Annotated in this window: 22 protein-coding genes; 9 read left to right on the top strand and 13 right to left on the bottom strand. The window is 68.0% G+C overall.

All coding sequences use genetic code 11. From position 1 onward, the window contains the following. The first annotated feature begins 29 nt into the window (after nucleotides 1-29). Nucleotides 30-524, top strand: coding sequence for a hypothetical protein (locus HIR79_RS01840; protein WP_169956352.1), 495 nt, complete (start codon nucleotides 30-32; stop codon nucleotides 522-524). A gap of 98 nt (nucleotides 525-622) precedes the next feature. On the opposite strand, the gene HIR79_RS01835 is transcribed toward HIR79_RS01840, so the two are convergent. The 5 genes from HIR79_RS01835 to HIR79_RS01815 all read right to left on the bottom strand — a co-directional run bounded on the left by HIR79_RS01835 (nucleotide 623) and on the right by HIR79_RS01815 (nucleotide 7033). After that, nucleotides 623-1375, bottom strand: coding sequence for a ribonucleoside-diphosphate reductase (locus tag HIR79_RS01835; protein WP_169956350.1), 753 nt, complete (start codon nucleotides 1373-1375; stop codon nucleotides 623-625). 75 nt (nucleotides 1376-1450) lie between these two features. Beyond that, nucleotides 1451-3562, bottom strand: a complete 2112-nt coding sequence (locus tag HIR79_RS01830) for an adenosylcobalamin-dependent ribonucleoside-diphosphate reductase (protein WP_169956348.1) — start codon at nucleotides 3560-3562, stop codon at nucleotides 1451-1453. 40 nt (nucleotides 3563-3602) lie between these two features. Further along, nucleotides 3603-4097 carry a ubiquinone anaerobic biosynthesis accessory factor UbiT gene (ubiT, locus tag HIR79_RS01825; protein ID WP_110069486.1) on the bottom strand — a complete coding sequence of 165 codons (495 nt, stop codon included), beginning with the start codon at nucleotides 4095-4097 and terminating at the stop codon, nucleotides 3603-3605. Nucleotides 4098-4372: 275 nt separating this feature from the next. Then, entirely contained in the window at nucleotides 4373-5758 is a 1386-nt protein-coding gene (gene hemN / locus HIR79_RS01820) for an oxygen-independent coproporphyrinogen III oxidase (RefSeq protein ID WP_169956347.1), read from the bottom strand. A 66-nt stretch (nucleotides 5759-5824) separates the two neighbouring features. Further along, nucleotides 5825-7033, bottom strand: a complete 1209-nt coding sequence (locus HIR79_RS01815; protein WP_169956345.1) for an NnrS family protein — start codon at nucleotides 7031-7033, stop codon at nucleotides 5825-5827. 48 nt (nucleotides 7034-7081) lie between these two features. Here HIR79_RS01815 and HIR79_RS01810 point away from each other — a divergent pair, with 48 nt between their 5' ends. The 3 genes from HIR79_RS01810 to HIR79_RS01800 all read left to right on the top strand — a co-directional run bounded on the left by HIR79_RS01810 (nucleotide 7082) and on the right by HIR79_RS01800 (nucleotide 8513). Then, entirely contained in the window at nucleotides 7082-7495 is a 414-nt protein-coding gene (locus HIR79_RS01810; RefSeq protein ID WP_169956343.1) for a YbaN family protein, read from the top strand. 57 nt (nucleotides 7496-7552) lie between these two features. Continuing rightward, complete coding sequence (locus HIR79_RS01805) at nucleotides 7553-8029, top strand: Rrf2 family transcriptional regulator (protein ID WP_169956340.1); 477 nt, start codon at nucleotides 7553-7555, stop codon at nucleotides 8027-8029. A gap of 172 nt (nucleotides 8030-8201) precedes the next feature. Then, the gene (locus tag HIR79_RS01800; RefSeq protein ID WP_249322224.1) at nucleotides 8202-8513 is read left to right on the top strand and encodes a c-type cytochrome; all 312 of its coding nucleotides are present in this window, start codon (nucleotides 8202-8204) and stop codon (nucleotides 8511-8513) included. A gap of 103 nt (nucleotides 8514-8616) precedes the next feature. Here the strand turns inward: HIR79_RS01800 and HIR79_RS01795 are convergent, their stop codons facing one another. The 6 genes from HIR79_RS01795 to nosR form a co-directional block, all read right to left on the bottom strand. Then, nucleotides 8617-9144 carry a nitrous oxide reductase accessory protein NosL gene (locus tag HIR79_RS01795; protein WP_169956336.1) on the bottom strand — a complete coding sequence of 176 codons (528 nt, stop codon included), beginning with the start codon at nucleotides 9142-9144 and terminating at the stop codon, nucleotides 8617-8619. Nucleotides 9145-9159: 15 nt separating this feature from the next. Further along, a complete protein-coding gene (locus HIR79_RS01790) occupies nucleotides 9160-9990 on the bottom strand; it encodes a DUF2705 family protein (protein ID WP_169956334.1) in 831 nt (276 codons plus the stop codon). After that, nucleotides 9987-10964 carry an ABC transporter ATP-binding protein gene (locus tag HIR79_RS01785; RefSeq protein ID WP_169956332.1) on the bottom strand — a complete coding sequence of 326 codons (978 nt, stop codon included), beginning with the start codon at nucleotides 10962-10964 and terminating at the stop codon, nucleotides 9987-9989. The genes HIR79_RS01790 and HIR79_RS01785 overlap by 4 nt, the downstream gene beginning before the upstream one ends. After that, nucleotides 10961-12262 carry a nitrous oxide reductase family maturation protein NosD gene (locus HIR79_RS01780; RefSeq protein WP_169956330.1) on the bottom strand — a complete coding sequence of 434 codons (1302 nt, stop codon included), beginning with the start codon at nucleotides 12260-12262 and terminating at the stop codon, nucleotides 10961-10963. Before HIR79_RS01780 ends, HIR79_RS01785 begins: the two co-directional genes overlap by 4 nt. Nucleotides 12263-12349: 87 nt before the next feature. Next, nucleotides 12350-14263: a TAT-dependent nitrous-oxide reductase gene (gene nosZ / locus HIR79_RS01775; protein ID WP_169956328.1), complete on the bottom strand. Its 1914-nt coding sequence runs from the start codon at nucleotides 14261-14263 to the stop codon at nucleotides 12350-12352. 119 nt (nucleotides 14264-14382) lie between these two features. After that, nucleotides 14383-16539 carry a transcriptional regulator NosR gene (gene nosR / locus HIR79_RS01770; RefSeq protein WP_249322223.1) on the bottom strand — a complete coding sequence of 719 codons (2157 nt, stop codon included), beginning with the start codon at nucleotides 16537-16539 and terminating at the stop codon, nucleotides 14383-14385. A 204-nt stretch (nucleotides 16540-16743) separates the two neighbouring features. Here nosR and HIR79_RS01765 point away from each other — a divergent pair, with 204 nt between their 5' ends. The 5 genes from HIR79_RS01765 (at nucleotide 16744) to HIR79_RS01745 (ending at nucleotide 20175) form a co-directional block, all read left to right on the top strand. Continuing rightward, the gene (locus tag HIR79_RS01765) at nucleotides 16744-17076 is read left to right on the top strand and encodes a hypothetical protein (RefSeq protein ID WP_169956326.1); all 333 of its coding nucleotides are present in this window, start codon (nucleotides 16744-16746) and stop codon (nucleotides 17074-17076) included. Nucleotides 17077-17179: 103 nt separating this feature from the next. Continuing rightward, nucleotides 17180-17500 carry a c-type cytochrome gene (locus HIR79_RS01760; RefSeq protein ID WP_169956324.1) on the top strand — a complete coding sequence of 107 codons (321 nt, stop codon included), beginning with the start codon at nucleotides 17180-17182 and terminating at the stop codon, nucleotides 17498-17500. An 86-nt stretch (nucleotides 17501-17586) separates the two neighbouring features. Then, nucleotides 17587-18156, top strand: a complete 570-nt coding sequence (locus HIR79_RS01755) for a hypothetical protein (RefSeq protein ID WP_169956322.1) — start codon at nucleotides 17587-17589, stop codon at nucleotides 18154-18156. Between the two features lie 364 nt (nucleotides 18157-18520). Continuing rightward, entirely contained in the window at nucleotides 18521-19204 is a 684-nt protein-coding gene (locus HIR79_RS01750) for a sulfite exporter TauE/SafE family protein (RefSeq protein ID WP_169956320.1), read from the top strand. Then, complete coding sequence (locus HIR79_RS01745; RefSeq protein WP_169956318.1) at nucleotides 19201-20175, top strand: sigma-54 interaction domain-containing protein; 975 nt, start codon at nucleotides 19201-19203, stop codon at nucleotides 20173-20175. Before HIR79_RS01750 ends, HIR79_RS01745 begins: the two co-directional genes overlap by 4 nt. A 13-nt stretch (nucleotides 20176-20188) precedes the next feature. Here HIR79_RS01745 and HIR79_RS01740 read toward each other — a convergent pair whose 3' ends face one another. Both HIR79_RS01740 and HIR79_RS01735 read right to left on the bottom strand, forming a co-directional pair. Then, on the bottom strand, nucleotides 20189-20590 hold the full coding sequence (locus tag HIR79_RS01740) for a copper-binding protein (protein ID WP_169956316.1): 402 nt from the start codon (nucleotides 20588-20590) through the stop codon (nucleotides 20189-20191). 92 nt (nucleotides 20591-20682) lie between these two features. Then, on the bottom strand, nucleotides 20683-21249 hold the full coding sequence (locus HIR79_RS01735) for a hypothetical protein (protein WP_169956314.1): 567 nt from the start codon (nucleotides 21247-21249) through the stop codon (nucleotides 20683-20685). Nucleotides 21250-21256 lie beyond the last annotated feature (7 nt).

Raw genomic sequence — 21256 nt, 5'->3', positions numbered from 1 at the left:
CCATCCATACCGAGAACGGGAGATTCAAGATGTCGATCAAACTTTCCACTGCCATCATCCCCTTTACCCTGGCGGCCGCACTGGCGGTTTCCGGAGCCGGCCTGGCGGCCGATACGGCGGTGCACGACCATGACCATGGCGACGTCCCCTTCGAGCTGCAGCTCAACGACGGCGAAAAGTGGGCAATCGACGCGCCCCTGGCTAAGGCCATGGGCGATATCAGCCTGGTGATGCGCGGATCCATCGACGCCATCCATGAGGACCAGCTGCCGGCAACGGAGTACGTCCCCCTGGCCGAGCAGATCAATGACAGCGTCGCTTACATGGTGGAGAACTGTGAACTTCAGCCCGAGGCCGACGCCCAGCTGCACATGATCATCGCCCAGCTGGTGACCGGCGCTGACAAGATGGCCGGCAACAATGTCGACGCCACACCCCGGGGGGGAGCGGTTCAAGTGCTGGGGGCACTAGAGGGCTATGAGCGCTATTTCGATGACCCGGACTTTGTGGCTGTCATTCACTGAGTCACACCCCGGCAACAACGAAATCCGGCGTGCCTTGCACGCCGGATTTTCTGGTTGCTGCCAGTCAGGAAAGGCGACTCACCCGCCGAGCCGATGGCTCAGCCGCACTTCGACCAGCCGCAGCCGGAGTAGCAGGTGGGGCAGCCGTCCATCATGATCAGCTCGCCGTTGCACTCGGGGCAGTGGCCCACCACGGTGGGGCCGTCACCCTTGGCATGGGCGGCCTCCTCGGCCTTGCGCTCGGCCTGCTCGATCTCCTCGGCGGTGGGCGGCACCCACAGGTGGCCGCTGGCCTGGCGCTGGGCGTAGCGGGCAACCAGCTCCTCCACCGGCACCTGGTTGCCGTCCTGATCGAGGAAGCCGCGGCGGTAGAGGATCTGCTGGATCGACCAGGCGATGGCCGCCACTTCGGAGTCGTGGAACACCGGCTTGCCCCAGCGGTTCATGCCGCAGCGCACCAGTCCCTTGTCCCAGGCCACCTTGCGCAGGTCGGCCACCGCCTGGGTGACGTAGCCGCCGCGGGCGGCCAGCGACAGGCTGCGCATGGTGGCGGTGATCCACTGGTGCTCACTGGAGAGCTGGCCGGAGGGGAAGAAGAACTCCACCGGGCGCTCGATCACCACCCGCTTGCCGCCCAGCACGCCCTCAACGGGCATGAAGGAGACCAGCAGGTAGACCTTCTTGCGCCCCTCGGCGCCGACGTAGGAGATCTTCTCCGACACGGCCTCCAGAGTGCCCTCGGGACGCGAGGGAATGCGCACCGTGAGCGGATTCTCCTCGGGCAGCGGCGGCTCTTCCACCGCCTTCTTGACGCTGTAGGAAACGATCTTGGACGTGATCTCGACGGCCATCAGGAGGCTCCTCCGGAAAATTGTTGGGTGGCACTGGGCATCCATCGCTCGGGGCTGATCCGGCAAGTGCCGTTATTACCACTTGCCATAGGTGCCTTCCTTCAGCGCATCATAGAGGTTGGCCGCGTTGTGCTCCTCGCCGTCGTAGATGATCTTCTCGTCACCGGCAAGCTCGATGGTTTCGCCGTTCTCCAGCTCGAACACGTAGGTGGTGTTCTTGAGATCGTCCTCGCGCACCAGCACGCCCTGGAAGGCCTCCGGGTTGAAGCGGAAGGTGGTGCAACCCTTGAGCTTGCTGGCGTAGGCGTCCAGGTAGAGGTCCTTGAACTCCTCGAAGGCGAACTCGGTGGGCACGTTCACCGTCTTGGAGATGGCGGAGTCGACCCAGGCCTGGGCGGCGGCCTGCACCGCCACGTGCTGCTTCGGGCTCACCGCATCGGCGGTGATGAAGTAGTCGGGCAGGTCGCTCTCCACGGCGTCGGCGGCGATGAAGTGGCGGTAGGCCGCCAGCTCGAAGGAGACCACCTCCACCTGCTCCTTGGTCTTCTTGCCCGACTGGATCACGTTGCGGAAGTAGCGGTGCGAGAACGACGGCTCGATGCCGTTGGAGGCGTTGTTGCCCAGCGACAGCGAGATCGTGCCGGTCGGCGCGATGGAGCTGTGATGGGTGAAGCGCGCGCCGTGCTCGGCGAGCTGGGCGACCAGCTCCGGCTCCACCTCGGCGACCTTCTGCATGTAGCGGCTGTAGCGGGCGTGCAGGATGCGGCCCGGCACCTTGTCGCCGACCTCGTAGCCGTCCTTCTTGAGCTCGGGACGCTCGCGCATCATCTTCGGGGTGATCTCGTAGTCCTCGGCGAGAGCCGGAGCCATGCCCTTCTCCCGGGAGAGCTCGAGCGCCTGCTTCCAGCCCTCCACGGCCAGGTTGCGGCTCACCTCCTCGGTGAAGGCCAGCGACTCCGGCGAGCCGTAGGGGATCTTGAGCATGGTCAGGGTGGAGCCCAGACCCAGGAAGCCCATGCCGTGGCGGCGCTTGGCCTCGATCTCGCGGCGCTGGCCGGGAAGCGGCAGGCCGCTGATCTCCACCACGTTGTCGAGCATGCGGGTGAAGATCGCCACCACCTGGCGGTAGCGCTCCCAGTCGAAGCGCGGCTTCTTGCCGAAGGGGTCGATGACGAAGCGGGTCAGGTTGACCGAGCCCAGCAGGCAGGCGCCCTCCGGGGGCAGCGGCTGCTCGCCGCAGGGGTTGGTGGCGCGAATCTCCTCGCAGAACCAGTTGTTGTTCATCCGGTTGACCTGGTCGATCAGGATGAAGCCCGGCTCGGCGAAGTCGTAGGTGGAACGCATGATGGTGTCCCACAGCTCGCGGGCCCTGATCACCTCGACGATGCGGCAGGCCACGCGGCCCTCGGCGTCGATGGTGTAGCCCTCCTCGATCACCGGCCAGTCGCGGTAGAGCAGCTCGCTCTCGTCGACGTCGTCCTTCTCGCCGGCGTGCAGCGGGAAGGCCAGCGGCCAGTCGGTGTCGTTCTTCACCGCTTCCATGAACTCGTCGGTGATCAGCAGGCTGAGGTTGAACTGGCGCAGGCGGCCCGCCTCGCGCTTGGCCTCGATGAACTGGCGCACGTCGGGGTGGCCGACGTCGAAGGTGCCCATCTGGGCGCCGCGGCGCCCGCCGGCGGAGGCCACCGTGAAGCACATCTTGTCGTAGATATCCATGAACGCCAGGGGGCCGTTGGTGCCGGCCCCGGCGCCGAACACGAAGGCGCCCTTGTGGCGCAGGGTGGAGAAGTCGTAGCCGATGCCGCAGCCCGCCTTGAGGGTCATGCCGGCATCCACCACAGAGTCGAGAATGTCGTGCATGGAGTCGCGGATGGTGCGCGACACCGTGCAGTTGATCAGGCTCACCGCCGGCTTGTAGGCCTCGGCGCCGGCGTTGGACATGATCCGCCCGGCCGGGATGGCACCGTTCTCCAGCGCCCAGCGGAACTTCGGCAGCCACTCATCGGCACGTTCACCCTCCACCGCGGCCAGGGCCCGGGCCACCCGCTCCCAGGTGGCACCCACGTCCTTGTCCACGGGCTTGCCGTGGCGATCCTTGAGGCGGTACTTGGAGTCCCAGATGTCGCGGGACGGCCCCTGCAGGGGGACCTCGCTGGATGACTTCACGGCCTTGGTGGAAGTGCTCATGCGGATGGCTCCGGAAGAAAGTCGGTTTATCGGAAAAGGGTCAGCTCGTGCGTCTCGCCAGCCGCTCCAGGCGGACCAGCAGTTCACCGAAGGGCCCCTGGGCCAGCCCCTCCTCGCGACCGTCGAGGAGGTTCTTGACCATCAGGCCGAGCTCGGTGTCGCCCTCGATCAGCAGCCGGCGCTGGAAGAACAGGGCGTCGGGGTCCTCGCGGCGGGTGGCCAGGCAGAGGAACTCGCGCCAGCCGCCGCGGATGGAGGCCTCGCCGGGCTCGGTACAGACCCTGAGGCGCTCGTTCTCGAGGGTCAGGGTCAACGCCACGCCGAGATCCTCGATGGCCAGGGTGATGCGGCGCCCCTCGAGGGCGTCGAACTCCCCCTCGGCCAGGGGCTCGGCGAAGGTGCGGTTGAGCAGCGGTTCCACCAGGCGGCGCTTGACGCCGACCGGCACGCGCGGATCGACGGCGCGAATCAGGCGGGCGGGTGCGGGAAGGCGCGGCAGGGCCTGTAACGGTAAAGGCAACAACGGCAGGGACATGACAGCTCTCCTGAGGATAACCACGCGGCCGAGGCCGCCGAACCGTTCATCCTAGGCCGGTGTTCCCCGGGCTGCACTGACATGCATCATGTCGCCGGACAGCCCTCGATCACCCGCGGCCCGCCTACCATATATAGACCATATCGCCTCGGCAAGCCCCATATCTGGTGCAGGCGAGGCGACATCATGACCCATTTTCATTTGACAGCGAGAGAGCCGCGGCGTGGCGCGGCCAGGGGCGGGAGACGGCGCGTCGATCGGCTGCGCCGACTCGCTCAGACGGTGCGCGAGTAGCGGTTCTCCTCGGGCTTGAGATAGGCGTCGAAGGCCATGGCGGCATTGCGCATCATCAGCCGGCCGGCGGGCAGCACCTCGATCTCGCCCTCGCGGATCGCCAGCAGGCCGTCGTCGGCCATCTCCTCAAGCTGCGCCAGGGCGTCGGCGAAGTAGTCGCGGAAGACGATGCCGTGGGCGGCCTCGATGGCGGCGAAGTCGATGCGGTTGTGGCACATCAGGGCGTTGATCACGTCGCGGCGCAGGCGGTCATCGGCGTTGAGGCGATAGCCGCGGAACACCGGCAGGCGCCCTTCCTCCAGGCGATGCTGATACTGGGCGGTCTCCTTGACGTTCTGGCTGTAGGTGTCGCCCACCTTGCCGATGGAGGTGATGCCCAGGGCGATCATGTCGCAGTCGGCGTGGGTGGAGTAGCCCTGGAAGTTGCGCTGCAGGGTGCCGTTCTCGCGGGCCAGGGTCAGCTCGTCGTCGGGCAGGGCGAAGTGGTCCATGCCGATGTAGACGTAGCCGGCGGCGGTGAGGCGGCGAATCGTCAGCTCGAGCAGCTCCAGCTTGCGCTCCGGCGGCGGCATGTCCTCGGGGCGGATCAGGCGCTGGGCCTTGAACAGCTCGGGCAGGTGCGCATAGCTGTAGCTGGCGATGCGGTCCGGCTGCAGGGCGATGATCTTGGTCAGGGTGGCATCGAAGCTGGCCACGGTCTGGCGCGGCAGGCCATAGATCAGGTCGACGCTCACCGACGCGAAGCCCGCGTCGCGGGCCGCCTGGACCAGTTCGACCACCTGCTCCTCGCTCTGCAGGCGGTTGACCGCCTCCTGCACCTCGCGGTCGAAGTCCTGCACCCCGAAGCTCAGCCGGTTGAAGCCCAGGTCATGGAGCTCGTGGATCTGCTCGGGCGTCACGGTGCGCGGGTCCACCTCCAGGGAGAACTCGCGCTCGGCAGGCGGGGCGAAGTGGAAGGCCTCGTCCAGCGCCGCCATCAGCTCGCCGAGCTGGGCGTTGCTCAGGTAGGTGGGCGTGCCGCCGCCCAGGTGCAGCTGGGTCATGCGCCGCGACTCGTCGAACAGCGCGCCCTGCACGCGGATCTCCTGCTTGAGCCACTCGAGGTACTCGGCGGCGCGCTCGGTGTTGTGGGTGATGATCTTGTTGCAGGCGCAGTAGTAGCAGAGGCTCTTGCAGAAGGGGATATGCACATAGACCGACAGCGACTTGGGCGTCTCGGCCCGGTTGCTGCGCTCGGCGGCGGCGCGATAGTCGTCCTCGGCGAAGGCCGCATGGAACTGGGGCGCCGTGGGGTAGGAGGTATAGCGCGGCCCCGGACGGTCGTACTTCTCCACCAGGGGGCGATCGAACAGCAGGTCGTCTTGCATCGTGAAACAGCCTCTTTGACCGGGTGGCGGCACCGCAGCGCCGCCGTATGGGGCAGAGTATGCCATTCAGGGTCCGGCGCGTCGGTACCCTTCTCGAGGTAGCTGACCTGGATCAAGCCTGCGGCGCACCGTGCGGCGGCACCAGTGGAGCAGCCGCCAGGCGGCGAGCCCCCAGGCCAGGCTCCAGGCGAGGGCAGAGCCCCACAGCAGCAGCAGCCACCCTTCTCCTGCGTCCAGCGCCAGCAGGCGCAGCACCGCGGCGAGCGAGAAGAGCAGCGCCAGGGGCAGCAGCAGCGGCTCCGCCTCGGGGCGCGCCTTGGCGCGCAGGATTGCCTGGCGCAGCATGATGCCGGAGGCCAGGGTGCCGAGCGCCCCGATGGTGAAGGCATGCAGGGTGGCGCTGGCATGGGGCTGCTGCCACCAGGCCCGGGCCAGCAACAAGAGGCCCACCCCCAACCAGGCGTAGCCCATCATCAGCCCCAGCAGGTCGGGGCGGCCCCGGCAGGCCCAGGGGCGCCAGCGCCACAGCCGCCACAGCACCAGCCCCCCCGCCGCCAGCACCAGCACCGCCGCCAGCGGCCGCAGCGGTGGCCACAGCATCAGCAACGGCGTCACCCCGAGCAGCACGATCAGCCCCGCCTCGGTGCGCGGCTGGACCCCGGCACCGGCCTGGCGCCGGCTGGCCATCAGGTAGCCGTTCACCGCCGGCGCCAGCACCCGCCCACCCATGAACACCATCAGCAGCGCCAGCCACAGCACCCCCTGGTGCATCACCAGCGCCGTGGTCGGCATGACGCCCAGGTGACGCCAGACCAGGGTGACCAGGGCCAGCAGGCAGAGCAGCCCCAGCAGCGGCGATAGCACCCGGTTGCGCCACTTCTTGGCGGCAAGGAAGCGCGGCACCAGGTGCCAGGCGACCAGCAGCACGAAACCGGCATCGGCGAGGATCACCGGCAGGGCTCCCGGCCAGACCAGGCCGCCCAGCCGCGCCAGCAGCCACAGGGCGACCAGCGCCTGCAGCCGTCGCGGCGGCAGCGGCCCTAGCAGGTAGCCGGCGATCACCGTCAGGGCGAAGCCGAACAGCAGTTCGCGACCATGTGCCGCAGGGGAAGCCAGCAGCGGCACTTCCTGCAGGTGATAGAGTGACAGCAGCGAGAGCGGCACCAGCAGGGCCGCATGGAGCGCGGCCAGCGGGAAGAGCCAGCGCCAGGCGGGAACGTTGGAAGCGGTTCCCCCGGTGCGACTCGGGGAAGGTTTTGCGTCACTCTTTAACATGCATGTAAAATTCTATTTATTGAGCATCGCCGCCACGGGGGAGGTTCCATGACACACCCGGTCTCGCGCATCGCCTGGAGCGGGCTGGCCTACGGCTGCATCGGCCTGGGCACCGCCGGGCTGGTGGTGCCGCTACTGCCCACCACGCCCTTCCTGCTGCTGGCGGCCTGGGCCGCCCCCAAGGGCTCGCCGCGGCTGGCCCGATGGCTGCACGACCATCCGCGCCTGGGGCCCACCCTGCACGCCTGGCGGGAACAGCGCGCGGTGCCGCGCCGGGCCAAGCGGCTGGCGCTGGTGCTGCTGCTGATCAGCTGGCTGGTGCTGTGGGTCGGCGGCGCGGCGCCAGTCGTGCTGGCACTGACCGGCCTGCTGTTCTGCGGCGTGGCAGGCTTCCTGCTGACGCGACCCGATGCCGCAGGCGATGATGCCTTAACGGTAGCGAGCGGAAAAATGATAGAATAGAAGCTTCTTATCTAATCATGTTTGACTACTATCAAGCAGAGAGGTGGCAGCCCTCGTATGCACCTGACCCGCTTTACCGACTACTCCATTCGCGTGCTGATCTACCTGGCGGCGAAGGGGGAGGAGCGCTCGACGATCCATGAGATCGCCACCAGCTTCGAGGTCTCCCGCAACCACCTGATGAAGGTGGTCCAGGACCTGAGCCACAAGGGCTACATCACCGCCATTCGCGGCAAGAACGGCGGCCTGCTGCTCAAGAAGGCCCCCGAGGAGATTCGCCTGGGCAGGCTGGTGCGCGATACCGAGAACGACCTGGAGCTGGTGGAGTGCTTCGGCGACAGCAACGAGTGCAAGATCACCCCGGCCTGCCGGCTCAAGCCGATCCTGGCCGAGGCGCTGCGTGCCTTTCTCGCCGTGCTCGACAAGTACACCCTGGCCGACATGCTGGGCCCCCAGCAGCCGCAGCTGGTCGAGCTGCTGAGAATCGAGCCATTGGCCAGCAAGGCCGGCAGCACCCCGCCGCTGGCCCCCTGACGACCGCCGGCTTGCGCTGCCGGGCGGCGTCGGCGATGCTTGAAAGTGCGTTTCGCCATGACATGGGTCATGGCTGCCCACGGCGCCCTGCGCCATCATGGGCCCAGACATCGGAGGCATCGGCGCCATCCGATTTTTTCACCGCCTAAAGATGCATTCTGGAGACATGTTCATGAAGCGACTGGCCACTCTCACCCTGACCGGCATCGCCGCCCTGGCCCTCTCGGCCGCCGTCCAGGCCGAGCCCGACGGCGAGGCGATCTACAACCAGGCCTGCATGGCCTGCCACATGACCGGTGCCGCCGGCGCGCCCATCAAGGGCGACGAGGCCGCCTGGGCCCCGCGCCTGGAGCAGGGCATGGAGACCCTCTATGACCACTCCATCAACGGCTTCCAGGCCATGCCGGCCCGCGGCGGCTTCACCAACCTCAGCGACGAGGAGGTGAAGGCCGCGGTGGACTTCATGCTCGAACCGGTGCTCTGAGCCGCTCTGAGCCACAGGGCCAGCACCCGACCAGAAGCGCCCCCGGCAGCCAGGCTGCCGGGGGCGCTGCATTTCCGGGCCGGGCAGCCGCCCGCCGACCCCGCTACATGGTGCGCTCGATATGCGCCCGCGCCAGGTCGTTGAGCACCTGTACGTCGATCTCCTCGTAGCCGAGCAGCCGCCCGTCGTGCTCCGCCATGAAGGCCCGGGCCGCCTCCTCGCTGCCGAAGGAGGCCAGGGTCGGGCCCATGGCGCCCATCACCGGATGCTCGGTCACGTAGACCGCCACATCGGCAGGAATGAAGGCATCGTCCGAGGGGTGGTCCCAGTCGGCGATACCCATGTCATGGACGAAGGCCTGGCGCAGCTGGGGCACCGAGTCGGGCTGCAGCAGCCACACGAACATGTCCGAGGTGGAGCAGAAGGTCAGCAGCCGCCCGTCGCGCAGGCAGGCCTGGGCCTTGGGGCCCGGAAACTCGGCGATGAACATCCCGCATACCGCGCACTCGTCGTCGTCGCGGAAGGGGCGCTGCTCGCAGGCCGCGGCCACCTCCTCCTCGCCGCCGCAGCCGGCAAGCCCTGCCAGGGTCACGCCCCCCAGCACGATGATGAACTTCCTGCGTGTCAGCATGGGTCGGTTTCCTTGTCAGATCTCGCGGCGGCGGAAGATCCACAGCGCCAGGCCCAGTGGCACCGCCACCCAGGCCAGCAGGGCGCCCAGCAGCAGCACCGGGTGGAAGGCCGCATCGGCGCCGATGGAGGCCAGCCCCGCCTGGGTCCGCGCCGCCTCGAAGAAGGTCAGGTTGACGATGCGGAAGATGTCGGTGGGGTTGAGCAGCAGCAGGTAGTGGAAGAGCCCCTCGCTGACCTGGCCGCCGGTGCCCACCAGCACCCCCAGCAGCGCCAGGTCGTAGACGATGACGAAGAAGAACCACACCACCAGGGCGATGCCCGCCGCGCGGGACTTCTCCGCCACGCTGACGCTGATCAGGTAGGCGAAGCCGATGAAGGCCCAGCCCAGCAGCATCGCCGAGAGGATGAAGAGCGCCAGGGCCGCGACCAGCTCGCCGAGCAGCTCCACGCTGCCGAAGGCGGCGATCACCGCCCCGGCCACGCCGAAGCCCACCAGTGTCGAGACGCCGAGGATCGCCGCATGGCCGAGGAACTTGCCGGCGAGGATCTCGACCCGGCTCATGGGGTAGGTGAGCAGCAGCAGCAGGGTGCCCTGCTCGTCCTCGCCGACGATGCTGTCGTAGGCCAGCATCAGGGCGATCAGCGGAATCAGGAACACCGCCAGGCTCGAGAGGCTGACGATGGTGGTGGAGACCCGGGTGAAGCCCACCTGGCCGGAGGCTGCGGCGCCGAAGTAGGCCAGGCCGATGGCCAGCAGGCCGAATACCAGGGTGATCGCCAGCACCCAGCGGTTGCGCAGGCCGTCGCGGAACTCCTTGCCGGCCACGATCATCAGGTTTCTCATGCGCTCACTCCCTGCTGGGCGTCGAGGGTCGCCGCCGGGGCCGGCTCGGCCACCCCGCGGTTGCGGATGGTGCCGTCGAAGTGGGCATAGAGCGACTCCAGGGTGGGCGGCTCCAGGTCCAGGTCGGCGGTCTCGGGGTCGGCCATCAGGCTGCGCAGCACCGCCAGCTTGGCACGCACCGGCACCTTGAGCTCGATTCGGCCATCCCCCGCCACGCGGGCCAGCACCCCATGGGGCCGCAGCGACTCGGCGAGGCTCTCCGCGGCCCGGGTGGTGCGCAGGCGCATCACCAGCGGCAGGTCGGCGGCCTCGCGCAGCTCATCGATGCTGCCCGAGGCGAGCATGCGCCCCTGGCCGAGGATCGCCGCGCGGTCGATATGGCGCTCCACCCCGGGCAGCACGTGGGAGCAGAGGATCACGCTGACCCCGCGGCCGCGCAGCTCGTCGACCATGCCGTAGAAGTCGCGGGTGGCCATGGGGTCCAGCCCCACGGTGGGCTCGTCGAGCAGCATCAGCCGCGGCTCGCCGATCAGCGCCTGGGCCAGACCGAGGCGCTGGCGCATGCCCTTGGAGTAGGTCTTCACCCGGCGGTGCATGGCGTGGCCCAGGCCCACGCGTTCCAGCAGCGGCTCGACGACGCCGCGGCCGATGCGTTTGAGGCGGGCGAAGTAGTCGAGCACCTCGAAGCCCGAGAGCTGCTCGTAGAACTGCACGTTCTCGGGCAGGTAGCCCAGGCGCAGGCGCAGGTCGTTGGCCGCGGCACCGCCGGGGTCGTGGCCGAACACCCGGAGCTCACCGCTGGTCGGCCGGATCAGGCCGAGGATCAGCTTCATGGAGGTGGACTTGCCGGCGCCGTTGTGGCCCATCAGGCCCAGCACCTCGCCCTCGCCCAGGGTCAGGCTCACCTCGTCGAGGGCGGTCAGCTTGCCGAAGCGCTTGCCGACCGAGCGCATCTCGATCACGGGTTGGGTCATTGCACTATCTCCGCCATCCAGTCGGGAAGGGCCATCAGCGGATGGCTGTCGCGTACGCCCGGTGGGCGCAGGATCGGGAACTCGCGCTGCACCCAGCGCAGCACCTGCACCGCCGGGCTGTTCATCAGGATCTTGGCCATGGGGTAGGTCCAGATCAGGCGATCCACCGAGTCGTTGGGTTCGTAGGGGATATCGCCCAGGCCGTCACCGCTCAGGTCCCAGCCCAGGTAGTCGCTCCAGTAGTTGCCGCGCCCCTCGAAGGACCACTCCTGCTCGCGCAGCGCCACATACTTCACCTGGGTCTCGTTGCCGACGAAGGCGTTGCCGTGGAACTCGTTGTCCTCGGAGCCGGCGGTCATGTGGATGCCGATCTCGGTGCGCGCGAAGAGGTTGTCGCGTATCTCGTTGAACAGCGAGTTGTAGACGAACAGTGCCTTGCCCTCGCTGCCGCTGATGGCATGGCCATCGGGTGCCGCCGCCATGCCGCCGCGCTGGGCCTCGATGGCGACGTTCTCGGCGATCAACGAGTGCACGATGAAGTTCATCAGAAAGCCGTAGTTCTGATCGCGCTCGGAACGGTTGCCGACGACCTCCAGGTGGCGCGACTGCATCAGTGCATAGCCCAGGCGGTTGTTGCGGGTGACGTTGTCGCGCACCACGTTGTTCTGGGAGAACATGTAGTGCACGCCGTAGCGCTGGTCGCGCAGCAGGTTGCCGATCAGCCGGTTGTGGTTGCTGACGTCGATGTAGATGCCGTCGCGGGCCTCCCATACCTCGTTGTCGCGGATCTCGGCACCGGTGACGTTGTAGAGCTGCAGGCCATTGCCACGATCCTGGGAGCGCAGCGAGGTATCGCCGCTGATGCGGTTGCCGATGACCTTCACATCGGGCACGGCATCGAGCCAGATGCCGAAGCCGCGGGCCTCGATGCGGTTGTTCTCGATGACGGCGCCTTCGGCCTCGCGGGCCACGAAGATGCCGCTGTCGATGTCGGTGATGTTGGCACCGTCCTCGCGGATGTGCAGGTCGCGCACCGTGGCACCGGGGGCGGCCACGGTCAGCACGCTGCCGCTACGCTGCCCGTCGAGGATGGCGCCGGGCTCGCCGACCAGGGTAAGGGGCACCTCGATCACGAAATTGCCGAGGTGGACGCCTTCGGCCACCCGCACCGTATCACCGGGCGCGGCGGCTTCCAGCACCTGCTGCAGGGGGGTCTCGCCGGGGACGGCGCGCCATTCGGCGGCCAGGGCGAGGCCGGGCAACAGGATAAGAAGAGGGAGTAACCATCTCGAGCGCATGGTGTTCTCTGTCCGTCTTGGGGGAGCTGCCGAGCCGGCGCGAGGCGCCGACCCGGCAGGGACTGCCGCTTGTCTATTGCCGCGGGATCATGCCGGCTCGACCAGCAGGCGGCCGACCATCTCCATGTGCAGCGCGTGGCAGAACCAGTTGCAGTAGTACCAGAACACCCCGGGCTTGTCGGCCGTGAAGGTGATCGAGGCGGTCTGCAGCGGGCTGATCTCCATGCTCACCCCGTGGTCCACGACGCAGAAGCCATGGGAGAGGTCCTCGATGCGGTCGAGGTTGGTGATGGTCACGGTGATCTCGTCACCCACCTTGGCCGGGATCTCGGTGATGCCGAAGTTCGGCGCCACCGAGGTCATGTAGACCCGCAGCTTGTTGCCGTCGCGGATGATGGTGTTGTCGGTCTCGACGTTGACGCCATCCTCCTCGGCCTGCCGGATGGTCTCGGCGAAGTAGGGGTCGTCGCGATCCCAGACCTGCTTGGTCTGGATCTGGTCGCGGCGGATGATCACCGCATCGTGAGGCTCGGCGAAGGTCGGGGTGTCGTGGAGCAGCACCATCTCTTCTCCGGAGATATCGATCATCTGATCGTTCTCGGGGTGCAGCGGGCCCACCGGCAGGTAGCGATCCTTGGAGAACTTATTCAGCGAGAACAGGTACTTGCCATCGGCATCCTTGGACTCGGAGAGTGTCGCGTGGTTGTGGCCCGGCTGGTAGTGGACGTCGATCTTCTGACGGATGTACTCGACATCCTCGCCGTTGTAGTGGCGCACGGCATCTTCCATGTTCCACTTCACCACCTGGCTGTCGATAAACAGGGTGGTGTAGGCGTTTCCGCGGCCGTCATAGGTGGTATGCAGCGGCCCGAGACCCAGCTCCGGCTCGGCGGCGATCACGTCGCGCTCGTCATCGAGCTTGCCCTCGAACAGGTCGTCGAGCTTGGCGATCTCGATCATCGATACCGTGGGCGAGAGCTTGCCGGCGGCGATGAAGTACTTGCCGTCGGTGGAGGTGTTGAGGCCGTGGGGGTTCTTCGGCACCGGCACGTAGCGGGTGACGTTGAGGTCGGAGCTCTTGCGGCCGTCCACCACCGGCACGTCGGAGTCGCCGATGGTCATGTAGTTGCCCTCGGCCACCGCCTGCTCGATACGCTCGATGCTGAACACGGTCACCCAGTCGCGGTCGGCGCGCATCTTGCCGGCCAGGTCCACCGCACCCTCGGAGTTGTAGCAGGTCGCCGCGGCGTACTTGCCGGTGTAGTCGGCATCCATGTTGTCCAGGTTGCCGTCCACCATCACCTGCCACTTCACCTCCATGGTGTCGGCGTCGATGGCGTTCCACAGGGTGTGGTACTTCGACGGGTCGTTGATGTCACGGCCGTCGTTGGGCTGCGGGATCATGTACTCGCCGTTGGCGAAGACGTAGCCGGTGCGCGGCGCCTTCTGCAGGCGCAGGCCGTGGATGGCCTGGACGTTGGGGACCGTCACCATGGCGTCGGTCTTGAAGACGTCGAGGCGGATCCGCGCCACGCGGGTGTTGGCCTTGTCGTTGATGAAGAGGTAGCGGCCATCGTGGCTGCCGTCGGTGTAGCTGACGTGGGGGTGGTGGGCGTCACCGTTGGTGAAGCGGTGGCTGTCGCCCATGATGCGCTTGGACTCGTTGGTCATCCCCCAGCCGGAGGCCGAGCAGTGGTTGAACACGGGGATGCGCATGATCTCGCGCATGGAGGGCACGCCGTAGACGCGTACCTCGCCGCTGTGGCCACCGCTCCAGAAGCCGTAGTACTCGTCGAGCTCACCCGGCGCCACATGGATATTGGCGGCGCTGCCGTTGCTGGCCGCCTGGGCCGGCTGGCTGCGGGTCATCGCGCCCACGCCTGCCACGCCGGCGGCGCCGGCCATGCTGACCGCGCCCACCGCGGCGCTGCCCGCCAGGAAGCGGCGGCGCCCCTCGTTGACGGTTCCGGTGGGCTTGTCACCCTTCTGCTTGTCGCTCATGACGCTTCTCCGTTTCGTTGTCGCTTTCTTGCGATGCCGACTCTGCGGCCGGCCTTCTGCTTCCGTCGCCGCCTCGGCCGTGGCCGAGGCGGCTCCCGGTTCACTGCTCGGCAGCCGCCTCAGGCACCGTCTCCGGACACCTCGGCAGCGGGAATCCGCCGGCTCTCGGCCACCTTGCTGCTCAGCCGGGTCGCCTTCTCACGCTTCTTGCGCTGCACCACCATGGGTGGGCACTTGCGGTCGTTGTGATAGGTCACCTGGCAGTCCAGGCAGTAGTGGCACTCGTTGGGGTTGATCCGGCCGTCGGGATGGATCGCCTGGATATGGCACTCGTTGGCGCAGATCTGGCAGGGCTTGCCGCACTCCTTGTGGCGGCGCAGCCAATCGAACAGGCGAATGCGCGCGGGGATCGCCAGGCCGGCGCCCAGCGGGCAGACATAGCGGCAGTAGAACTTGTGGTTGAAGGCGCTGATCACCAGCAGTAGCACCGCGTAGAGCACGAAGCCCCATTCGCGCTGGAACTTGAGCAGCACCGCGGTCTTGAAGGGCTCCACCTCGGCGTAGATCTCGGCCTGGCCCAGCGACTGCAGGGAGAGGGCGAACAGCCCCAGCAGGATGATGTACTTGAGCGCCCAGAGCCGCTCGTGGACCGCGAAGGGCAGCTCGAACTGCGGCACCTTGAACTTCAGGGCCACTGCGCTGATCAGCTCCTGCATGGCGCCGAAGGGGCACAGCCAGCCGCAGTAGACGCCGCGCCCCCAAAGCAGCAGGGTGACCGCCACGAAGCTCCAGAGGATGAACATCATCGGATCCATCAGGAAGGTGGACCACTGGAAGTCGGTGAACAGGGCGTTGGCGAAGGTGAGAACGTTGACCACCGAGAGCTGGGCCAGGGCGTACCAGCCGATGAAGACCACGGTGTAGACCAGGAAAGAGTAGCGAATCGTGTGCAGCAGGCGAGGCCGCCTGGCCAGCCAGTCCTGGAACAGCAGGATGAAGGTGAGCAGGACCAGGCCGGCGCCCAGCACCACGATATGCATGACACGGTCTTCCCACACCGAGACCCACAGCGGGCGTGTCTCGTCGTCGAGCATGGCGTCGGCTACCGGCTCGGGAATCACCAGGAAGCGCTCGGGCACCTTGAGTTCGGCGTCGAAACCGGCGAACTCGGTGTCCAGGGCACCGACCTGGCGTCGCACCAGCAGCTCCAGCTCCCAGGCCTGGCCCGGGTCGAAGCGCGTCTCCTCGCGCAGGATGAAGATGTCGCGCTCGGCGAAGCGCGGCGCGCCCTCGGCCTCGACGCCCCACAGGCGGCGCATGTCGGCATCGTGGAACTGATCGGTGCGCCCGCCGTGGTGGATCATGATGCGGTCGTAGATGCCGCCGCGCACGAAGCCGGAGCCCTTGAAGGAGTAGCGCCCGTTGGCCATGATCGCCAGGGCGTGCTCATCCTCGCCCAGGCCCGCCATCAGCTGCTCGAACTGGCGCTCGCCGAGCAGGTTGCGGCCCACGGTGGGCACGTTGAGGTAGGCGAAGTAGAGGTCGATGAAGGTCTCCTCCTCGCGCCCTTCCGGAGCCGCCTCGACGCCTTCGGCCGCGGTGCCGATGAAGGCCTCGTCCACCTCTCCGCGGGTCAGCTGCAGGTGGCCGATGGCGCCTTCCGCCAGCAGGGCCTCCCAGCTCGCCTCCTCGAAGTGGTCCTCGCGCACCGTGGCACGCTCGGCCACGCCGCCCTCGAGGATACCCAGCTCCCGGGCCACGCGCCGCGCCGAGCGCATGATCCCCTCGCCCATCACCACCACGGTAACGGTGGCGCCGGAGACGGCATCGACCTGCTCGTAGCCCTCGCGCTGCTGGCGCGACAGGCCGACGCGCACCTTCTGGCGCACCGACTTGCCGGCATACTGCCCGACGAAGTCGTCGAGCACCGTCTCGGGAATGCCCACCAGCATGATCGGCTCGGAGTGGTCGAGCACCTCGACCCCGGTGATGCGGCCGTCCAGCGCCATGCCGACCCGCATGTTGACCGGATGGCCGGAGTAGGCGGGAATCGGCGCGATATCGTTGGTCTCGAAGACATAGCCAACGGTCTCGCCGTCGCGCAGCACCGGCAGCACCGGCGGCTCCTCGATGGGCTCGCCCACCGCGTCCGCCTCGGGGAAGACCACCGGCAGCCACTCGGCCGCCTGGGCCGGCGTCGTCAGGGCCGCATTCGACAACACGACGGCCATCAGCAGCGCGAGGGTCACCAGCCAGGGTCGCAGGAAACTTGTCACAAGACGCTCCACTCCGGGTCAGTCAGGCCGGCGCATAATATGCATCCGGAAAACCTCTTTCGGAGTGAAGCATGGGATAGTTTGCCGAACGCGACAACGCACCCAGATCAAGGTATTCGCCTTTTACCCCTGTGGGGCGGGTGCTATGTTGACCGGGACGCCCCTTCCGGGCGGGCTCGGCTCACCCTCAGGAGACTCTCGCCCATGGACACCCCGGCCGCCATTCGCCACCCCCTGATTCACCAGCAGCGCTTCCTGATCACCGAGATGATCTTCCAGCTCGGCCAGATTCCCACGCCGATCCGCATCCGCTGCTATCGCGAGGTCGGCAGCGAGCGCGTCACCTGCGAGCAGAGCCACTACCTGCAGACCCCGCTGCAGGACGAGCCCTCCTTCGAGAGCAGCGACGACCACTCGGGCGTCGATGAGGCCCTCGCCACCATCACCGGCGAGATGGCGGCCCAGTACCAGCAGGCGGAGCAGGCCGGCCACCGCCCGAGTGACGACTGGCTGCTGCCGAGCCGCGACTTCGACTGAGCGCGAGCCCGTCCCTTCCCGGGCCTGCATGACCTGCATCAAGGGCACTCCCCGCCGGCCCGCCTAGACTGGACCCAGGTTCCCTCGATGGAGTGAGCGGGTCATGTCGATCATCCCCTCGGCCACCCTGGCCCTTCTGTTGGCCCTCGCCGCCCCGGCGGCCCTCGCCGAGCTCGCGGCTACCGAGGGAGACCCCGAGCGCGGTGCCGAATTGGCCCCGAGGTGCACCAGCTGCCATGGCCCCGATGGCCGCAGCAACATCACCCGCTATCCCAGCATCGCCGGCCTCGACCCTGAGGTGTTCACGGCCCGCATGCAGGCGCTCAAGGACGGCGAACGCGGCCATCTGCTCAAGCGCATGACCCGCAGCCTGGGCGAGCAGGAGATCGCCGACCTGGCCGCCCACTTCGCCACCCTGGAGTAGGGCCCCAGGCAGCCGGGCACCGCGTCGGCATCAACCGCCGTGGGCAGGGGTGCTACCATCATGGCCTCGCCCCAAGGAGCCCGCCGATGCCCAAGCCCGTCCTGCCCCCCGCCCTGCTGCTGGCGACCCTGCTGACCACCGCCAGCGCCAGCGCCGCCATCTACAACACCGTCGATGCCGAGACCCATGGCCAGTGGCAGTCGCTGACCCTCATGCTGGGCGAGGAGCGCCACTATCGCGCCCTGGAGGTCGGCAGCTACAGCGACTCCTTGTTCAGCGTCAACCTCACCCCCGGTGCCTGCGACAGGCCCTGGCTTGAGCTGCGCGTGGACCTGGGCGAGCGTCAGCCGGAGAGCCGGGTGGTCAACCGCGTGCCCGCCGACCTGCGGGTGGACCACGAGACGATCCACGGCGGCGAGGCGGAGTTCATCACCGAGCGCGGCGATAGCGGCTTCTACGTGCAGTTCCTGCTCGAGGAGCAGCCACTGCTGCTGGAGGAGATGCGGCGCGGCGAGACCCTGCGGCTGCGCCTGATGCGCGCCGAGGACGATCCCTGGTTCATGGTGTTCTCCCTGGAGGGTGCCGCCGAGGCCATGGCGCGCGCCCGGCAGCAGTGCCTGGACGACGGCGATCAGCCCCCGGCAGAGGGCGGCTGACAACCATCCGAGAAAACGGTATGGCATTTGCCGCGCTCGCCGTGGCAAATGCCACACTCGACACCGCGCCCTGCTTGTCACCTCTCGGCATACTGCAGGCGTCGGCGCGCGGCAATGGCCGCGCCACAAGGGCGCCAAAAAAAAGGCCCCTCAACGGGGCCAGCAATACGTCAACGAAACGGCATCCTGTCCCTGCAAGTTGCGCGCCAGAAAGCCCCAAGCATGTCGCCGGGCAGCCCTCCCGTTGACGCATGGCGCCTGGGCAGCGGTTAGCGCTCCCTCTGTCGGGACAGGCCGGTGGTCCCGACTATACAATCGACCCCATCTCACCCGGTGAATCGCAGCGTTCAGGAGACCCACCCCGATGCCGGCCGAATGGATCGTGGCCTTCCTGCTCGGACTGTTGAGCAGTACCCACTGCCTGGGCATGTGTGGCGGCATCGCCGGGGCACTGACCTTCAGCCTCTCCCCGGAGGTTCGCAACGAGCCCCGACGGCTGATGGCCTTCAACCTGGCCTACAACCTGGGGCGGGTCACCAGCTACGTGGTGGCCGGAATCCTGGTGGCGGCCAGCGCCGGCTGGCTGATGGGCCTGCTGGGCACGCCGGATCGCCGGGTCATGGGCGGCCTGGGCATGCTCTTCCTGGTCGCCGTGGGGCTGCATATCGCCGGCTGGTTTCCCCGCTTCTCGCGAATCGAGCGGGTGGGCAGGCCGCTGTGGCGCCGGCTGGAGCCGCTGGGGCGCCGCCTGCTGCCGGTGCATCGGCTGCCCCAGGCCTGGGGGTTCGGGCTGGTGTGGGGCTGGCTGCCCTGCGGGCTGGTCTACTCGGCGCTGCTCTATGGCCTGACCACGGAGAGCGCCCTGCGCGGCGGGCTCTTCATGCTCTTCTTCGGGCTGGGCACCCTGCCCATGCTGTTCACGGTGGGGGTGATGGCGAGCCGCGTGGCGGCCACCCTGCGCCAGCCCGTCGTTCGCCGCCTGGCAGGCGTAGCGATCATCCTCCTGGCCCCGGTGCCATTGCTGATTACCCGAGGGGGAATGTCATGACTCACGCTCGGGACCCCAGCGAGACCCACGCCGACCTGGTCGGCGAGTCCCCGGCCCTGCAGGCCGTGGTCCGCTCCGCCCGCCTGGTGGCGGCCACCGACGCCACGGTGCTGATCCTCGGCGAGAGCGGCACCGGCAAGGAGCTGATGGCGCGACTGGTGCATCGCGAGAGCCGGCGGGCCGCCGGCCCCTGGGTGACCCTCAACTGCGCCGCCATTCCGGTGGATCTCGTCGAGTCGGAGCTGTTCGGTCACCGCCGCGGCGCCTTCACCGGCGCCCAGGCCGACAAGCGCGGCCGGGTACAGCAGGCCCATGGCGGCACCCTCTTCCTCGATGAAGTCGCCGAGCTGCCGCTGGCGGCCCAGGGCAAGCTGCTGCGTTTCCTGGAGAATGGCGAGTGCCAGGCGCTGGGGGCGGATCGGGTGGAGCGAGTCGACGTGCGCATCCTGGCCGCCACCCATCAGGACCTGCGCGACCGGGTGGAGGCCGGCACCTTCCGCGCCGACCTCTTCTACCGGCTCCATGTGATTCCCCTGGAGCTGCCGCCCCTTCGCGAGCGCGATGGTGACGTAACACTGCTGGTCAGACGCTTCTGCCGCGAGCTGGCGGCTCGGCACGGCGTCGAGGCCCCCGACTTCACGCCGGCGCTGATGAAGCGCCTTGCCGCCTACCCGTGGCCCGGCAACGTCCGCGAGCTGCGCAATCTGGTGGAGCGCTGCGTGGTCCTGCTGCACGGCCAGACCCTGACGCCAGAGAGCCTCCCCGGGGGGTGGCTCGCGCCGCTGCCCCCGCCCACGAGCGGCGAAGGCTGGCGACTGCCTTCCGGTGGACTGAGCCTGGAGGCCCTGGAGGTGGAGCTGATTCGCCAGGCGCTGGCCCGCAGCGAGGGCAACCGTACCCGGGCCGCCCGCCTGCTGGGACTCACCCGGGATACCCTGCTCTACCGCATGAAGAAGCACGCCATCGCCTGAGCAGGCGTCTGCCTCAGTGGCCGATCATCTCGCGCAGGTTCTCCGGCAGCTCGAGCTCGGTGTCGGTCGGCAGCGCCTCGATGGAATCGGCATACCAGGTCATACCCTCCTCCACCTTGCCCATCATGGTGAAGCGGATCCGCTCGCCCTCGGCAAGCCCGGGGGCCGCATCGCCCTCGGCCAGGCGCAGGTTCATGCGCATGGCACGCATCACCCCAGGGATCTCCTCGTGGGCCACGCTGATGCGGTGTGTCTCGGCGTCGTAGCCGAGATAGATGCCACGCACCTTATGGCGGGACTCCGTCATCTCCCCCTGGGCATGGCCGTGATGGCCATGCTGGCCGTGATCGGCCGCCAGGGCATGGGTGACGGCTCCCATCAGCAGGGCGGCGGCCAGCAGAACAGTGCGCTTCATCTCGATACTCCTCGGTATCAGCGGTCGTGGTGTCAACGTACGAAGGGCCGCTCCGAAGGGCGGCCCAGGGTACAACAGGATGGTGGGGGCAACTACTGGCGACCGGAGAGCCGCCGATTGTCCAGATACTCCACGGTCAGGTACTCCTCGAAGGTCCACAGCCGCACGAAACGGTCGCGCTGCTGCTCGTCGCCGCCCCAGGCAGAGAAGCCCAGCGGGGTGGCCGGCATACCCTCGGCGAGCTGCTCCAGCCACCACTCGGCCATCTCCTCTTCCCAGGGCTGGCCGTACTCGGCCGTGAGCCGCTCCTTCACCGCGGCCTGGTCGGCCACCTCGGGATGGAAGGCGACCACCAGCGCCAGCTGCTCGCTGCCCGCGGGGAAGACGTAGCGCAGATCGGTCTCCACCGCCGGGGCGCCGTCAGCCGGAGCCCCGCCCAGGCGGCCGTCGATCAGCAGGTCGCCGTCGGCGGTCTGCTCCTCGCTGACGTCGGTCACGCCATCCACGGCCAGGCGCTCGCGCACCTCGTCGGGGGACATGCCGAACTCGGCGCTGCCGTAACCGGTAATGGTCGGAGCGGCCAGAGCCGCCCCGGCGACCAGCAGCAGGGCCGGCGCCAGGGCGCCGATCCAGCCGCGAAGTTGCGTCGCTTGACTCATTCCACCT

The sequence above is a fragment of the Halomonas sp. PGE1 genome (genome assembly GCF_013000985.1).
Taxonomy (GTDB): Bacteria; Pseudomonadota; Gammaproteobacteria; order Pseudomonadales; family Halomonadaceae; genus Halomonas; species Halomonas alkalicola.
This window is presented reverse-complemented; position numbering and strand designations above follow the sequence as displayed.

Coding starts and splice junctions, on each gene's coding strand:
- HIR79_RS01840 (WP_169956352.1), top strand. CDS start 30: ATGTCGATCAAACTTTCCACTGCCATCATCCCCTTTACCCTGGCGGCC.
- HIR79_RS01835 (WP_169956350.1), bottom strand. CDS start 1,375: ATGGCCGTCGAGATCACGTCCAAGATCGTTTCCTACAGCGTCAAGAAG.
- HIR79_RS01830 (WP_169956348.1), bottom strand. CDS start 3,562: ATGAGCACTTCCACCAAGGCCGTGAAGTCATCCAGCGAGGTCCCCCTG.
- ubiT (WP_110069486.1), bottom strand. CDS start 4,097: ATGTCCCTGCCGTTGTTGCCTTTACCGTTACAGGCCCTGCCGCGCCTT.
- hemN (WP_169956347.1), bottom strand. CDS start 5,758: ATGCAAGACGACCTGCTGTTCGATCGCCCCCTGGTGGAGAAGTACGAC.
- HIR79_RS01815 (WP_169956345.1), bottom strand. CDS start 7,033: ATGTTAAAGAGTGACGCAAAACCTTCCCCGAGTCGCACCGGGGGAACC.
- HIR79_RS01810 (WP_169956343.1), top strand. CDS start 7,082: ATGACACACCCGGTCTCGCGCATCGCCTGGAGCGGGCTGGCCTACGGC.
- HIR79_RS01805 (WP_169956340.1), top strand. CDS start 7,553: ATGCACCTGACCCGCTTTACCGACTACTCCATTCGCGTGCTGATCTAC.
- HIR79_RS01800 (WP_249322224.1), top strand. CDS start 8,202: ATGAAGCGACTGGCCACTCTCACCCTGACCGGCATCGCCGCCCTGGCC.
- HIR79_RS01795 (WP_169956336.1), bottom strand. CDS start 9,144: ATGCTGACACGCAGGAAGTTCATCATCGTGCTGGGGGGCGTGACCCTG.
- HIR79_RS01790 (WP_169956334.1), bottom strand. CDS start 9,990: ATGAGAAACCTGATGATCGTGGCCGGCAAGGAGTTCCGCGACGGCCTG.
- HIR79_RS01785 (WP_169956332.1), bottom strand. CDS start 10,964: ATGACCCAACCCGTGATCGAGATGCGCTCGGTCGGCAAGCGCTTCGGC.
- HIR79_RS01780 (WP_169956330.1), bottom strand. CDS start 12,262: ATGCGCTCGAGATGGTTACTCCCTCTTCTTATCCTGTTGCCCGGCCTC.
- nosZ (WP_169956328.1), bottom strand. CDS start 14,263: ATGAGCGACAAGCAGAAGGGTGACAAGCCCACCGGAACCGTCAACGAG.
- HIR79_RS01765 (WP_169956326.1), top strand. CDS start 16,744: ATGGACACCCCGGCCGCCATTCGCCACCCCCTGATTCACCAGCAGCGC.
- HIR79_RS01760 (WP_169956324.1), top strand. CDS start 17,180: ATGTCGATCATCCCCTCGGCCACCCTGGCCCTTCTGTTGGCCCTCGCC.
- HIR79_RS01755 (WP_169956322.1), top strand. CDS start 17,587: ATGCCCAAGCCCGTCCTGCCCCCCGCCCTGCTGCTGGCGACCCTGCTG.
- HIR79_RS01750 (WP_169956320.1), top strand. CDS start 18,521: ATGCCGGCCGAATGGATCGTGGCCTTCCTGCTCGGACTGTTGAGCAGT.
- HIR79_RS01745 (WP_169956318.1), top strand. CDS start 19,201: ATGACTCACGCTCGGGACCCCAGCGAGACCCACGCCGACCTGGTCGGC.
- HIR79_RS01740 (WP_169956316.1), bottom strand. CDS start 20,590: ATGAAGCGCACTGTTCTGCTGGCCGCCGCCCTGCTGATGGGAGCCGTC.
- HIR79_RS01735 (WP_169956314.1), bottom strand. CDS start 21,249: ATGAGTCAAGCGACGCAACTTCGCGGCTGGATCGGCGCCCTGGCGCCG.